14 protein-coding genes are annotated in these 13,366 nt (G+C 63.6%); 8 read left to right on the top strand and 6 right to left on the bottom strand.

Annotation, left to right across the window (positions count from 1 at the left end; genetic code table 11):
* Nucleotides 1–6: 6 nt before the first annotated feature.
* Nucleotides 7–1,044 carry a bifunctional DNA-binding transcriptional regulator/O6-methylguanine-DNA methyltransferase Ada gene (gene ada / locus AC3WJR_RS03830; RefSeq protein ID WP_492722423.1) on the bottom strand — a complete coding sequence of 346 codons (1,038 nt, stop codon included), beginning with the start codon at nucleotides 1,042–1,044 and terminating at the stop codon, nucleotides 7–9.
* Between the two features lie 58 nt (nucleotides 1,045–1,102).
* Nucleotides 1,103–1,774, bottom strand: a complete 672-nt coding sequence (locus AC3WJR_RS03825) for a dienelactone hydrolase family protein (RefSeq protein WP_492722421.1) — start codon at nucleotides 1,772–1,774, stop codon at nucleotides 1,103–1,105.
* A 242-nt stretch (nucleotides 1,775–2,016) separates the two neighbouring features.
* Between AC3WJR_RS03825 and AC3WJR_RS03820 the strand changes: the two genes are divergently transcribed.
* From AC3WJR_RS03820 to AC3WJR_RS03795, 6 genes are all read left to right on the top strand, one after another.
* Entirely contained in the window at nucleotides 2,017–2,571 is a 555-nt protein-coding gene (locus AC3WJR_RS03820) for a F0F1 ATP synthase subunit delta (protein ID WP_354280593.1), read from the top strand.
* A gap of 7 nt (nucleotides 2,572–2,578) precedes the next feature.
* Nucleotides 2,579–4,108, top strand: coding sequence for a F0F1 ATP synthase subunit alpha (atpA, locus tag AC3WJR_RS03815; protein WP_131527322.1), 1,530 nt, complete (start codon nucleotides 2,579–2,581; stop codon nucleotides 4,106–4,108).
* A 145-nt stretch (nucleotides 4,109–4,253) separates the two neighbouring features.
* On the top strand, nucleotides 4,254–5,132 hold the full coding sequence (locus tag AC3WJR_RS03810; RefSeq protein ID WP_354280104.1) for a F0F1 ATP synthase subunit gamma: 879 nt from the start codon (nucleotides 4,254–4,256) through the stop codon (nucleotides 5,130–5,132).
* A 41-nt stretch (nucleotides 5,133–5,173) separates the two neighbouring features.
* A complete protein-coding gene (gene atpD / locus AC3WJR_RS03805; RefSeq protein WP_354280591.1) occupies nucleotides 5,174–6,634 on the top strand; it encodes a F0F1 ATP synthase subunit beta in 1,461 nt (486 codons plus the stop codon).
* 127 nt (nucleotides 6,635–6,761) lie between these two features.
* Nucleotides 6,762–7,013 carry an ATP synthase F1 subunit epsilon gene (locus tag AC3WJR_RS03800; protein WP_492722417.1) on the top strand — a complete coding sequence of 84 codons (252 nt, stop codon included), beginning with the start codon at nucleotides 6,762–6,764 and terminating at the stop codon, nucleotides 7,011–7,013.
* 84 nt (nucleotides 7,014–7,097) lie between these two features.
* Nucleotides 7,098–8,621, top strand: a complete 1,524-nt coding sequence (locus tag AC3WJR_RS03795; RefSeq protein ID WP_354280100.1) for a TadA family conjugal transfer-associated ATPase — start codon at nucleotides 7,098–7,100, stop codon at nucleotides 8,619–8,621.
* Here the strand turns inward: AC3WJR_RS03795 and AC3WJR_RS03790 are convergent.
* Together AC3WJR_RS03790 and AC3WJR_RS03785 are read right to left on the bottom strand one after the other, a co-directional pair.
* Entirely contained in the window at nucleotides 8,600–10,111 is a 1,512-nt protein-coding gene (locus AC3WJR_RS03790) for a S41 family peptidase (RefSeq protein ID WP_492722415.1), read from the bottom strand. The two genes, AC3WJR_RS03795 and AC3WJR_RS03790, sit on opposite strands and share 22 nt — an antisense overlap.
* Before the next feature lie 49 nt (nucleotides 10,112–10,160).
* Nucleotides 10,161–10,541: a dihydrofolate reductase family protein gene (locus tag AC3WJR_RS03785; protein ID WP_492722413.1), complete on the bottom strand. Its 381-nt coding sequence runs from the start codon at nucleotides 10,539–10,541 to the stop codon at nucleotides 10,161–10,163.
* A gap of 412 nt (nucleotides 10,542–10,953) precedes the next feature.
* On the opposite strand from AC3WJR_RS03785, the gene AC3WJR_RS03780 reads away from it, so the two are divergent.
* Nucleotides 10,954–11,439, top strand: a complete 486-nt coding sequence (locus tag AC3WJR_RS03780) for a cupin domain-containing protein (RefSeq protein ID WP_492722411.1) — start codon at nucleotides 10,954–10,956, stop codon at nucleotides 11,437–11,439.
* A gap of 20 nt (nucleotides 11,440–11,459) precedes the next feature.
* Here the strand turns inward: AC3WJR_RS03780 and AC3WJR_RS03775 are convergent, their stop codons facing one another.
* On the bottom strand, nucleotides 11,460–11,636 hold the full coding sequence (locus AC3WJR_RS03775) for a hypothetical protein (RefSeq protein WP_492722409.1): 177 nt from the start codon (nucleotides 11,634–11,636) through the stop codon (nucleotides 11,460–11,462).
* 11 nt (nucleotides 11,637–11,647) lie between these two features.
* On the bottom strand, nucleotides 11,648–12,235 hold the full coding sequence (gene phaR / locus AC3WJR_RS03770; protein WP_354280091.1) for a polyhydroxyalkanoate synthesis repressor PhaR: 588 nt from the start codon (nucleotides 12,233–12,235) through the stop codon (nucleotides 11,648–11,650).
* A gap of 19 nt (nucleotides 12,236–12,254) precedes the next feature.
* On the opposite strand from phaR, the gene AC3WJR_RS03765 reads away from it, so the two are divergent.
* A complete protein-coding gene (locus AC3WJR_RS03765; RefSeq protein WP_492722407.1) occupies nucleotides 12,255–13,355 on the top strand; it encodes an alpha/beta fold hydrolase in 1,101 nt (366 codons plus the stop codon).
* Nucleotides 13,356–13,366: the final 11 nt, after the last annotated feature.

Raw genomic sequence — 13,366 nt, 5'->3', positions numbered from 1 at the left:
CAATACTCAGTCGTATCGTTCCCGCTTGCGCAAGACAACCTTGCGATCGACCCCATATGCATAGCCGCCAAGCGTCCCGTCACCGCGCTGTACGCGGTGGCAGGGGACAACGATCGCCACCGGATTTGCGCCGCATGCGGTCCCGGCCGCACGGACTGCCCCCGGGTTGCCGACCATCGCGGCAAGTTCGGCATAGCTGCGCGTTTCCCCCAGCGGGATTGCGCGAAGCGCCTGCCAGATCGCCTCCTGGAACGCAGTACCCTGCACGTCGAGCGGCAGATCGTGATCGCGCTCAGGTGATTCGACGCTGGCGACGACCTGCGCAGCGAGCGCAGCAAGCGCCGACCCGCCTTCCACAATCTTTGCATTGGGAAACCGCGCACGAAGCGCGGCTTCGTCTTCATCGAACGAAACGCGGCACAAGCCCCGGTCGGTCGCGGCGACGAGCATCGCGCCGAGGCTGGTATCCGCAATCGTCCAGCGGATCGTCACCCCTGCCCCGCCGCGCTTCCAGGCGTTCGGGCTCATCCCCAACCGTTTCGCGCCATCCTCATAGAAGCGACTCGGCGCCGAATATCCCGCGTCATAGATAGCGGCGGTCACGCTCGCGTTTCCCGTCAGCGCCTTCGCGGCACGCTGCGCGCGCAAGCCGCGCGCATAGGCAGCAGGCGTTACGCCAGTTGCCCGCTTGAACAGACGATGGAAGTGGTGCGGGGCGTATCCAACCTGCAACGCGAGATCGTCGAGCCCGATCATTTCCTCCGCCGCAGCCAGCAGCGCCACCGCTTGCGCCACCGCGATCCGGTCGCGCCCGACCTCATCGGGTTTGCAACGAAGGCACGCACGATAGCCGGCGTCGCGCGCTTCGGCAGGATCACGGTAGAAGGTCACGTGCTCGCGTTTGGGATGACGTGCCGGACAGCTCGGCTTGCAGTAGATGCCGGTGGTCCGCACCGCGCCGACGAAGCGCCCGTCGCTATGCCGGTCCCGCGCCTCGAACGCGGCCCAGGCGATGTCGGGATCGAGAAGGAAGGTCTGCGTCATGCCGTCGGTATACGCTTAGGCGGGATGTCGGGACATCCCGCCGTTTGCGATCAAAGCATCAGCCCCCGTTGGCGGCAAACAGCTCGAGCGTGCGCTGCTTGGCCAGCTTCGCGCTTTCCGCATCATAATCGGCGCGGCGATCCGAATTGAAGCCGTGACCCGCCTCGTAGACATAGACCGTCGCGTTCGGCCAATCCTTGTCAATCACCTTCTGAACGCCGTCCATCGGGATATGATCGTCATTCTTGCCGAAGTGAAGGATCGTCGGAACCTTGGGTTCTTCGTCCGCCGCATCGGGGATCATCGCGCCGTAATATCCCGATACCGCAGCGACGTTCTGCAACTGCGTCGCCGCCTTCCAACCGACCGAGCCGCCGTAGCAATAGCCGACGACGAACACCGGCCCCTTGTCGGCAAGCGAATCGATGCACGTCTGAACGTCGGCGAGCGTCAGCTCAAACGGATGCAGCTTGCTCGCGAGTTCGACCCCGCGGGCGAAACCGTCGCCGGAATATTCTGCTTCGAACCCCGGATGCTCGCGATCGAACACGGCTGGCGCGAGAACCTCGAAGCCATCCTTGGCATAGTCGTCGCACAGGCTGCGGATATGGTCGGTCACGCCGAAGATTTCCTGCACCAGCACCAGTCCACCGCGCCGGTTGCCGCTGGGCTGCGCGTGATAGACGGCAATTTCGGCACCGTCGGACATCGTCATGTTGATCGTGGGCATACGCTACTCCTTAACACTGCGCGCGCCATAGCGCGCCGGTGCCCGCACGCTCAACGGTTTTACCGCACCCGTATGTCTCCGGTGTTCAGCGACGTGATCGTCCCGCTCCGGACACATTTCAGTGCACGGCTTGCATCCCCGGCAACCCGATGCTAGCGAACCGGCAACCCATCTGGAGGCGCGTTTTGCCGCCTTCATTCCCCGTGGGGCCATCTTACGACGTCCAAGAGGATCTTAATCGCGTGGAGACATCCGGCGGTATTCAAGCAAGCTTAAGCGGACGTTATGCCACCGCATTGTTCGAGCTTGCCCGTGACACCCGTAGCATCGACGCAGTCGAGGCGAGCCTTGGTCGTGTGCGTGAAGCACTGGCCCAATCCGACGAATTCGCTGCGCTGGTCGCCAGTCCGGTGATCTCGCGCGCGGCCGCCGCCAAGGCAGTCGCTGCGGCCGCGGAGATGATCGACGTGGACGACACGACGAACAAGTTCCTCGGCGTCCTCGCCGACAACCGTCGCTTGCCGCAGTTGCCAGCCGTGATCCGCGCGTTCCGGGATCTCGCCGCACGCCACCGCGGCGAGACGACCGCAGAGGTCACGTCGGCGCATCCGCTTTCGGACGATCAGGTCGATGCGCTCAAGCAGCAGCTGCGCACCCGGATCGGGACCGACGTTTCGGTCGACCTGTCGGTCGACCCCGCACTTTTGGGAGGGCTGGTCGTGAAGATCGGCTCGCAGATGATCGATTCGTCGATCCGCACCCGTCTCAACACCCTCGCGCACGCGATGAAAGGCTGAAGTCGTAATGGATATCCGCGCCGCAGAAATCTCGAAGGTCATCAAGGACCAGATCGCATCGTTCGGCACCGAGGCGCAGGTCTCGGAAACCGGCCAGGTGCTCAGCGTCGGTGACGGCATCGCGCGCATCCACGGGCTCGACAACGTCCAGGCGGGCGAAATGGTCGAGTTCTCGAACGGCGTGCAGGGCATGGCGCTCAACCTCGAGGCCGACAATGTCGGCGTCGTGATCTTCGGCTCGGACAGCCAGATCAAGGAAGGCGACGTCGTCAAGCGGACCGGCACGATCGTCGACGTCCCCGTCGGCAAGGGTCTGCTCGGGCGCGTCGTCGACGGCCTCGGCAACCCGATCGACGGCAAGGGTCCGATCGTTTCGGACCAACGCAGCCGCGTCGAGGTCAAGGCACCGGGCATCATCCCGCGCCAGTCGGTCAGCGAGCCGGTCCAGACCGGGCTCAAGGCAATTGACGCGCTCGTTCCCGTTGGCCGTGGCCAGCGCGAGCTGATCATCGGCGATCGTCAGACCGGCAAGTCCGCCGTCGCGATCGACACCTTCATCAACCAGAAGGCGGCGCACCAGGGCGACGACGAGTCGAAGAAGCTGTATTGCATCTACGTCGCGGTCGGCCAGAAGCGTTCGACCGTCGCCCAGCTCGTCCGCACGCTGACCGAACAGGGCGCGATGGATTACTCGATCGTCATCGCGGCGACTGCTTCCGACCCTGCCCCGCTCCAGTTCCTCGCGCCCTACACCGGTTGCGCGATGGGCGAGTATTTCCGTGACAACGGCATGCACGCGGTCATCGTCTATGACGATCTTTCCAAGCAGGCCGTTGCGTATCGTCAGATGTCGCTGCTGCTGCGCCGTCCGCCGGGCCGCGAAGCCTATCCGGGCGACGTCTTCTATCTTCACTCGCGTCTCCTCGAGCGTGCGGCGAAGATGAATGACAAGGAAGGCGGCGGCTCGCTGACCGCGCTCCCGATCATCGAGACGCAGGCGGGCGACGTTTCGGCCTACATCCCGACCAACGTGATTTCGATCACCGACGGCCAGATCTTCCTTGAGACCGACCTGTTCTTCGCGGGCATCCGTCCCGCCATCAACGTCGGCCTGTCGGTGTCGCGCGTCGGCTCCGCCGCGCAGACCAAGGCGATGAAGAAGGTGTCGGGCTCGATCAAGCTCGAGCTCGCGCAGTATCGCGAAATGGCGGCGTTCGCGCAGTTCGGTTCGGATCTCGATGCGTCGACGCAGCGCCTGCTAAACCGCGGTGCACGTCTGACCGAGCTGCTCAAGCAGGCGCAGTTCCAGCCGATGCCGTTCGAAGAGCAGACCGTGTCGATCTTCGCGGGCACCAACGGCTTCCTCGATACGGTCCCGGTCAACGCAGTCGTCCGCTACGAGCAGGCGATGCTGTCGACGATGCGCAGCGATCACGCCGATCTCCTCAAGGACATTCGCGACAAGCGCGACCTGTCCAAGGAGACGACCGAAGCGCTGAAGACCGCGCTGGGTGCGTTTTCGAAGACGTTTGCGTAAAGGGAAGCTGACGGCGGACACCCTCCGCCGTCACCCTGAACTTGTTTCAGGGTCCACCGCGAAACGGCCCCAGGGCGCGCAAGCGGAGGAGTGGATGCTGAAACAAGTTCAGCATGACGGCAGGTTGGGAATGGTGACGAACTAAATGGCATCCTTGAAAGCCCTCAAGATCCGCATCGGCTCGGTGAAGTCGACGCAGAAGATCACCAAGGCGATGAAGATGGTCGCCGCTGCCAAGCTGCGTCGCGCGCAGGAAGCGGCCGTCGCCGGTCGCCCCTATGCCGAGCGGCTCGAGCAGGTCATGGCGAGCCTCGCGTCGAAGGTCTCGGTCAGCGAATCGAGCCCCAAGCTGCTTGCGGGCACCGGCAAGGACCAGGTCCATCTGCTGATCATCGCGACCAGCGAGCGTGGCCTCGCGGGTGCGTTCAACTCGAACATCGTCCGCGCCGCGCGCCGCAAGGCCGAGGAACTCGAAGCCGCGGGCAAGACCGTGAAGTTCTACGTCGCAGGCAAGAAGGGCCGGGTCATCCGCCGCTTCTTCCCGACGCAGATCGCCGCCGATCACGAGATGAGCCACATCAAGACGGTGTCGTTCACGGACGCGCGCGCGATCGCCGACGACGTCATCGCGCGCTTCGAAGCGGGCGAGTTCGACATCGCGCATCTGTTTTACGCCAAGTTCCAGTCGGCGCTGGTGCAGACCCCGGTCGGCAACCAGATCATCCCCGTCGCGATCGACACCAATGCCGCTCCGGTTTCGGACGGTGGTGCCGCGGTCGAGTATGAGCCCGACGAGGAAACGATCCTCGCCGATCTGCTCCCGCGCAACGTTGCGATCCAGGTCTTCCGCGCGCTGCTTGAGAATGCGGCGTCGGAGCAGGGTTCGCGCATGACCGCGATGGACAATGCGACCCGCAACGCGGGCGACATGATCAAGCGTCTGAGCATCCAGTACAACCGCGCACGTCAGGCCGCGATCACGACCGAGCTGGTCGAAATCATCTCGGGCGCCGAAGCGCTCTAAGCAGTCGATACGAGGAAAGAACCATGGCAACCGCCCCCGAAATGACCACGCCTCCCCAGGCTACCACCAACAGCGTCGGCCGCATCAGCCAGGTCATCGGCGCCGTCGTCGACGTGACGTTCGAGCAGGATCGCCTCCCCGCGATTTTGAACGCGCTCGAGACGTCGAACAACGGCAACCGCCTCGTGCTCGAAGTCGCGCAGCATCTGGGCGAGAACACCGTCCGCACGATCGCGATGGACTCGACCGAGGGTCTGACCCGCGGCCAGGAAGTTACCGACACCGGCTCGCAGATCCGTGTTCCGGTCGGCCCGCAGACGTTGGGCCGCATTCTCAACGTCATCGGCGAGCCGATCGACGAGCGTGGCCCGGTCGGTCACACCGACACGATGCCGATCCACGCACCGGCGCCCCTCTTCGTCGACCAGTCGACCGAGAGCGCGATTCTCGTCACCGGCATCAAGGTCATCGATCTGCTCGCACCGTACGCAAAGGGCGGCAAGATCGGCCTGTTCGGCGGCGCCGGCGTCGGCAAGACCGTGCTCATCCAGGAACTGATCAACAACATCGCCAAGGGCCACGGCGGCACCTCGGTGTTCGCGGGCGTCGGCGAGCGTACCCGTGAGGGCAACGATCTGTACCACGAGTTCCTCGACGCGGGCGTCATCGCCAAGGACGCCGATGGCAACCCGACGCCGGAAGGCTCGAAGGTCGCGCTCGTGTTCGGCCAGATGAACGAGCCGCCAGGCGCACGCGCACGCGTCGCGCTCTCGGGCCTGACGATCGCCGAATATTTCCGCGACGTCGAAGGCCAGGACGTGCTGTTCTTCGTCGACAACATCTTCCGCTTCACGCAGGCGGGTTCGGAAGTGTCGGCACTGCTCGGTCGTATTCCGTCGGCCGTGGGCTATCAGCCGACGCTGTCGACCGACATGGGCGCGCTGCAGGAGCGCATCACGTCCACGAACAAGGGTTCGATCACCTCGGTGCAGGCGATCTACGTTCCGGCAGACGATCTTACCGATCCGGCGCCAGCAACCTCGTTCGCTCACTTGGACGCGACGACCAACCTCAACCGCGCGATTTCGGAGCTGGGTATCTACCCGGCCGTCGATCCGCTCGATTCGACCAGCCGCGTGCTGACCCCGGCGATCGTCGGCCAGGAGCATTACGACACCGCCCGCCGCGTCCAGGAGACGCTGCAGCGCTACAAGTCACTCCAGGACATCATCGCGATTCTGGGCATGGACGAGCTTTCGGAAGAAGATAAGTCGACCGTGTCGCGCGCCCGCAAGATCCAGCGCTTCCTCTCGCAGCCGTTCCACGTCGCAGAAGTCTTCACCGGCATCAGCGGCAAGTTCGTCCAGGTCGAGGATACGGTGCGGTCGTTCAAGGCAGTCGTCGACGGTGATTATGATCACCTGCCCGAGAGCGCTTTCTACATGGTCGGCGGGATCGACGAAGTCGTCGCCAAGGCCGAGAAGATGGCCAAGGAAGCCTAAACTACTAAAGGCCCCTCCCCTTCAAGGGAGGGGTTGGGGTGGGGCAGTCCAGCAGTGCTGATGCTCGGTGAGACACCCCCCACCCCCACCCCCTCCCCTGAAGGGGAGGGGCGAAGAGAGAGATACGATGCTGCACTTCGAACTCGTCACGCCTGAAAAGCTGGTTCGCTCCGAATCGGTCCACATGGTCGTTGTTCCCGGCACCGAGGGTGACTTCGGCGTGCTCGAAGGCCATGCGCCGGTCATGTCGACGATCCGCGACGGCGCACTGTCGGTCTATCGCACCCCCGACGGCGTCCCCGAGACGATCACGATCGAAGGCGGTTTCGCCGAGGTCAGCGCCCGCGGCCTCACCGTCTTGGCCGAGCGCGTCGTCTGATCGAACGCCTCCCTGACTCGCGTAGTTAGGCAATTATCAACCGTTCGCTCTTAACCCTCATTCCATCATGGGAAAGACAGCGGCATGAGTGCATTTGGGCGTCGTCCCGGAATTGTGGGACAGGGTTCTCGCCCCGCGTTCGGCGTGGCTCGTCCAATGCAGGGCGGCGGCAGCGTTCGGTCGGTAGAGGCCGACGCCGGCGGTGAGCAATTCCCGCCCCTGCCGACATCCGCCGACGAAATCGATCCGTTTGGTGCGATCCCGCCACTGCAGCAGGATGCGATGCAGCGCCTGGCCGACCGGCAGGCATCCTCCGGCGACGCCGGAAACTCCAAGGTCGAGGGCTTCGAAAGCTCGATCCACAAGATCAAGGAACAGGTGCTTCCGCGCCTGCTCGAACGCGTCGACCCAGAGGCCGCCGCCACGCTCGACAAGGACGAACTCGCCGAGGAATTTCGCCCGATCATCGGCGAAGTGCTCGCCGAGCTGAAGCTGACGCTCAACCGCCGCGAACAGTTCGCGCTGGAAAAGGTGCTCGTTGACGAACTGCTTGGGCTCGGACCGCTCGAGGAGTTGCTCGCAGACCCGAACATCACCGACATCATGGTCAACGGTCCCGACCAGACCTATGTCGAGCGCAAGGGTAAGCTAGAGCTCGCGCAGATCCAGTTCCGCGACGAGGAGCATTTGTTCCAGATCGCACAGCGCATCTGCAACTCGGTCGGCCGTCGTGTCGACCAGACCACGCCGCTCGCCGACGCCCGCCTGAAGGACGGCTCTCGCGTCAACGTGATCGTTCCCCCGCTGTCGCTCCGCGGGACCGCGATCTCGATTCGTAAGTTTTCCGCCAAGCCGATCACGCTCGACATGATGGCGGGTTTCGGATCGATGAGCCCGAAGATGGCGACCGCGCTCAAGATCGCGGGCGCGTGCCGGTTCAACGTCGTCATCTCGGGCGGTACCGGTTCGGGCAAGACGACAATGCTCAACGCGCTTTCAAAGCTGATCGACCCCGGCGAGCGCGTGCTGACGATCGAGGACGCGGCCGAGCTTCGCCTGCAACAGCCGCACTGGCTCCCGCTCGAAACACGTCCGGCCAACCTCGAAGGCCAGGGCGAGATCAGCATTCGCGATCTCGTCAAGAACGCACTGCGTATGCGCCCGGATCGCATCATCCTCGGCGAAATCCGCGGCAGCGAATGTTTCGACATGCTCGCCGCGATGAACACCGGTCACGACGGATCGATGTGTACGCTCCACGCTAACTCCCCGCGCGAGGCGCTCGCGCGTATGGAGAACATGGTGATGATGTCGGACATCAAGGTGCCCAAGGAAGCGATCAGCCGTCAGATCGCGGACTCGGTCGAGATGATCATTCAGGTCAAGCGTCTGCGCGACGGCTCGCGCCGTGTGACCAACGTAACCGAGGTGATCGGGATGGAAGGCCCGGTGATCGTCACGCAGGAACTGTTCAAGTTCGAATATCTCGACGAAAGCGCCGACGGAAAGATCATCGGTGAATATCGCTCGATGGGGCTACGGCCTTACACGCTTGAGAAGGCTCGGACTTTCGGGTTCGACCAGGCCTATCTGGAGGCGTGTCTATAAGCCGGTTCAGCACGTCCCGTACGAATTGCGGCCAAGGCGCGGTCGAGCATATCGTCGTCGTTTCTCCCAAGTGGGGCACGTAGCGGGATATCCGGGACGATACCCCGCGCCACCAAACTGCCGCTCGGACGAATAAGCATGGCTTTGGCATATCCCACCACAATCCCCGTGCGCGGCAGTGTGAAGCTTTCCATCGCGCCATAGGTCGTTGCCAGGTCGGTGGTTTCCTCGCCCAAGATGGTTCCGAAGCGATAATCCTGCACGATCGCTGCAACACTGACGGTGTTGGAATAGGAATAACGGTCGATCAGCACATAAACCTTGCCGGTGAATCTTTCCCCGGTCCGTGGCGGCGTCAGTGGCACTGGGAACGACCGTACGCTTCCAGGCTTCGCGTTGGCGTACAGATCCGCAAGCCGCGGTGAAATAAGGTCGACGACACCGTCCCTAGCTGATGCCGCCATCCGCGCAAGATTTGAGGCGACTGTCTCGTCACTGATCCGGATGCGAAAATCCGAAACGAACCGGAACGGTCGCGTTGCAAACCACGCTATCACGGGGTCGCTAAAGGATGCATCGCCACCGGGATTGTTGCGCAAATCAATCAGTAAGGTGGTTGCGCCAGCCGCGAGAAAGCTGCGGAACGCCGAGTCGACATAAGCTGTGAACGCGCGCGTATCCCAAGGGTTGGCGCCAGGGTCGATATTGTAGAACGGTCCGGGACGAAGATAGGCAACCGCCTCTGGAAGCATCTTTGCGACTCTGACCGGGTCTGGCCGCGGCGCGGGCCTGATAGCCGCGATCTCCGCCGCCGTGCGCCCGGCAAGCTTGACCTTGCGCACGTTGCCATCCGGACGACGAACGGTCAGGTCGAAAACCGACTGCGCCCCATATTCAAGCCAAAGATATGCTGGCAGCCGGTATTCGATGATCGAATGCGCCAGATACGGCGTATCCGCGGAAACGTTCCGCCCCAACCGGGCAAGCACGTCGGGCATTGGCGTACCGTTCAGCCGCACGATCTCATCCCCGACTGCAACATTGGCGTCGTCGGCAGCCGGAGCGATCACAAACGCCCGTCCGGCATCGATCCGCAGTTCAAGTGGAAAAATTCTGTTTCCGGCCTTGGTATAGCGGTCATAAGCGGCTGTCGGGAACGCGATCCGGGTGTGCGCCACCTTGATCTTTGCGACGAACCTTTGAAATCGTGTCTGAACTTCAACGAGCGGCATCGGGTGGTTCAGCGTGGCAAGCTCTGCAGCGAACGCGCGATTCAATACCGCTGTCGAGGTTCGAGCATAAACGGCATATTGCGCGGACCGCAGACGCGCATACAGCGCACGAAAATCTGCCCTCATAGCCTCCGTGCCGATCAGCGCCGGAGGAGAGGAAACTGCAGGGTTTGCCCGAGCCGGACAGCCCACCGCGAATGGCAAAAGAAGAAGACTGAGCCCGATCAGGCCACGCGACCAGACATGCTGTATCATCATCAAACAGTCCCCCGGATGTCAGACTGATGCGCCCACGTGTATTACATAATCAGCACACCCTTGCAACCTGGCTACAGGTCGCTGACGTCACCAAGCCCCGTCCTGCATCCGACACAGGCGCTCGTGCTCGGGTCGGCTGATGACGGGTTCGGGATGACCGCTGGTCGGCAACGTGCCGTGTCCGAACAGGCGCTTTCCCGGTCCCCAACACCAAGGGGAACGTCATGAGCACCAATTCGTCGAGCAACCCGACCGCCAGCAGCGGGGGATAGAGCGTCGATGATCCCTGGATGAGCAAATCCGGACCGTCGCTTGGCTTGAACGCGCGGACCGCGGCGATGTCATCGAGCCGGTCGCTGTTGGCCCAGTCAAGCGGCTGGTTGCCGCCTGTCACGACATACTTATCCGCTGCGGTCAGCGCCGCGCCCATGTCCGCCATCGCGCCCTCGACGAACGGTCAATAGGCCGCAAAGATGTCGTAGGTCCGCCGTCCGAGCAACAGCGCATAAGGCGGGTTGAATAGCCGACTTATCACGGAATCGATGACCGCGTCGGCGACCCCGAACACCCACCCCCGAGATCGAAGCCTCCGGTCGGATCCTCGGTGGGTCCCCCCGGGGCCTGTACCACCCCGTCGAGCCACACGAACGCGGCCCCTGTCAGCTTTCGCACTGGCCATCCCCTCCCAGTCCAAGACATACCAGCCTGCCGACGATCGATCGAGTCGAACAGGCGTGCATGCGTCTGCAAAATCGCTAGCGCGAGACGAACCATACGGTCATGTTCCCGGGCGAAGGTAGCGCGCGCAGTGCGACGTGCAGCTACCGCCATGGGAGATCGGCATGACTGTTAAGCGCACCGCAATCGGACGTTCGGCTCTTCTCGCGACACTCGCTTTGGGGATCGTGGGCAATGCCGCGGACCCGACCGCCTTCGCCTCCGCCGCCGACATCACGGCGCAAGTGGCGGCAATGGAGCGGGACATGAAGCCGGATCAGGGCTTCGCATGGAAGCCGCTATTGCGCGACGGCGAAACGGTCGCGGCGGTCGAGATCTGGAAGAAGCCGGGCCGCCCCGCGGTCCACCCGGATCAGGCGGAATATGCGACCGTCATCGCGGGAAGCGGCACGCTAATTTCCGGCGGCACGCTGGACGCACCCACCGCCGTCAAACCCGATCTGACCGAGGGGGCGCGGATCCTGGGGGGCACCACGCGTGCGCTCAAGCCCGGTGACGTGGTTCTGATACCGGCGGGCGTCCCGCACTGGTTCGGGATCACCGGCAAGCGGCTCGTGCTGCTTGGGACCAAATTGGCCATCAAGCGCTGAGGGCCATCTCGCCCCCGACATCACCCATGCTGTCCCGCCACCACGCACAGCGCCGCGGCGATCAGAGCGAACATCTGGACCGACCGCCAGTCCAGCCAGCCGACGCGGTCCAGGTCGTCACGGCGCGTGCGGCGCCAGTCCGCGACGCCCGCAAGCACGGCCCCCACAAGCGCGATCGCCGCGCCACCCCACCACATTGCTTCCCCCGTCAGCTGCCGAGCTTCTCCACCTTGTCGTTCAACCGCCCGAGTTCGGCCTTCAAGGCGGCGATCTCATCGTCCTTGGATGCGTGTGTGGCTGCGGACGCTGGTGCGCCGGGCCGCGGTGCAGGGTTCCCTGCTCCGGGCTCGCTACCGGGCTTGAACGCCGCGGTCGCGGCCTCGAACATCGCCATGTTCTGCTTCGCCAGTTCGGCAAACGGCGAATTGGCAAACGCGCCCTCGACTGCCGATTTGAACTGCTGCTGATTGCGGCGGAAGCTGTCCATCGACGCCTCGAGATAGCCCGGGACCATCGCTTGCATCGAATCCCCGTACATGGAGATGAGCTGCCGCAGGAACGGCACCGGCAGCATCGTCTGACCGCGCTGCTCCTCTTCCATGATGATCTGGGTCAGGATGTTGTGCGTGATATCCTCTTCGGACTTCGCATCGATAACCTTGAAATCGCGCCCCTCGCGCGTCATCGCAGCAAGGTGTTCCAGCGTGATGTAGGACGACGTCTCGGTGTTATAGAGGCGGCGGTTTGCGTATTTCTTGATCGTCACCGGGCCGTCGCCCGGAATGGTCTTCTTCATGGAGAAGGGCTCCCGCCTTATGGTCTCAGAGACCCTACCACCTTTTATTGCGGCGCTGCAACACGGGGCTCCGCAGCGAATATCATACGCCCCACGCCCTTTGCCGCTGTTTCTCGACATGTTGCATACGCAGACTGCAGCATCACCCGAGCGCCGCACTGCAGCACTGGCGGGTCTGCGCGCGTATCAGGACGCGTCGCGTGCCACGCCGCGCAAGCCGGCACCGGCGCGCTTTCGCAAAGGTACGGCACGAGTCCGCGACTATGCGCCGCGCGGGTCGAGCGGACATCCCGTGCTGTTCGTTCCGTCGTTGATCAACCCGCCGCATATCCTCGACCTGCTCCCCGACCGTTCGTTGCTGCGCTGGCTTGCGGCACAGGGACACCGGCCGTTCCTGCTCGACTGGGGGACCCCGAATCCGGACAAGGCGCTGGATATCGACGCGCATGTCGAACGGATTCTGCTCCCGCTGATCGCGAAGTTCGACCGGCCGCCAGTTCTCGTCGGCTATTGCCTTGGCGGCACGATCGCGCTTGCCGCAGCGATACGGTCACGCGTGGTCGGTCTGGCGCTGGTCGCCGCGCCGTGGCGGTTTGCGGGGCTGGGTTCTGCCGCGCGGTCCGACATCGCGCAATTGTGGAGTACCGCGCGACCGGTATGCGAGCGCATGGGACTGGTTCCGATGGAAGTTCTGCAGAGCGGCTTCTGGCGGCTCGATCCTGCTCGGACGATCGCCAAGTACGAAACCTTCGCGCAGACCGATCCTGATTCGCCCGCTTTGCGCCAGTTCGTCGCGATGGAGGATTGGGCAAATGCCGGTGCCCCCCTGCCCTTCGCTGCCGGCCGGCAATTGTTCGAGGACTTCGTCGCGCAGGACGGTCCGGGATCGGGTGGCTGGTCGCTATCGGGAACACCGATCACCCCGGACGCGCTCGATTGTCCGTCGGTGGACTTCGTGTCGCGCAACGACCGCATCGTCCCCGCGGCGACGGCGGCGAACCTCGCGGACCGCCGTGATCTTGGCGCGGGGCATGTCGGAATGATCGTCGGGAGTGGTGCGCAAACACAACTGTGGGAGCCGCTGTCGGACTGGCTAAATTCTCTGCCGGAACCTAAATAGAAGACCTCTTT

Source organism: Sphingomonas sp. FW306-05-A (genome assembly GCF_058782275.1).
This window is presented reverse-complemented; position numbering and strand designations above follow the sequence as displayed.

Coding starts and splice junctions, on each gene's coding strand:
- ada (WP_492722423.1), bottom strand. CDS start 1,044: ATGACGCAGACCTTCCTTCTCGATCCCGACATCGCCTGGGCCGCGTTC.
- AC3WJR_RS03825 (WP_492722421.1), bottom strand. CDS start 1,774: ATGCCCACGATCAACATGACGATGTCCGACGGTGCCGAAATTGCCGTC.
- atpA (WP_131527322.1), top strand. CDS start 2,579: ATGGATATCCGCGCCGCAGAAATCTCGAAGGTCATCAAGGACCAGATC.
- AC3WJR_RS03810 (WP_354280104.1), top strand. CDS start 4,254: ATGGCATCCTTGAAAGCCCTCAAGATCCGCATCGGCTCGGTGAAGTCG.
- atpD (WP_354280591.1), top strand. CDS start 5,174: ATGACCACGCCTCCCCAGGCTACCACCAACAGCGTCGGCCGCATCAGC.
- AC3WJR_RS03800 (WP_492722417.1), top strand. CDS start 6,762: ATGCTGCACTTCGAACTCGTCACGCCTGAAAAGCTGGTTCGCTCCGAA.
- AC3WJR_RS03795 (WP_354280100.1), top strand. CDS start 7,098: ATGAGTGCATTTGGGCGTCGTCCCGGAATTGTGGGACAGGGTTCTCGC.
- AC3WJR_RS03790 (WP_492722415.1), bottom strand. CDS start 10,111: ATGATGATACAGCATGTCTGGTCGCGTGGCCTGATCGGGCTCAGTCTT.
- AC3WJR_RS03785 (WP_492722413.1), bottom strand. CDS start 10,541: ATGGGCGCGGCGCTGACCGCAGCGGATAAGTATGTCGTGACAGGCGGC.
- AC3WJR_RS03780 (WP_492722411.1), top strand. CDS start 10,954: ATGACTGTTAAGCGCACCGCAATCGGACGTTCGGCTCTTCTCGCGACA.
- AC3WJR_RS03775 (WP_492722409.1), bottom strand. CDS start 11,636: ATGTGGTGGGGTGGCGCGGCGATCGCGCTTGTGGGGGCCGTGCTTGCG.
- phaR (WP_354280091.1), bottom strand. CDS start 12,235: ATGAAGAAGACCATTCCGGGCGACGGCCCGGTGACGATCAAGAAATAC.
- AC3WJR_RS03765 (WP_492722407.1), top strand. CDS start 12,255: ATGGTCTCAGAGACCCTACCACCTTTTATTGCGGCGCTGCAACACGGG.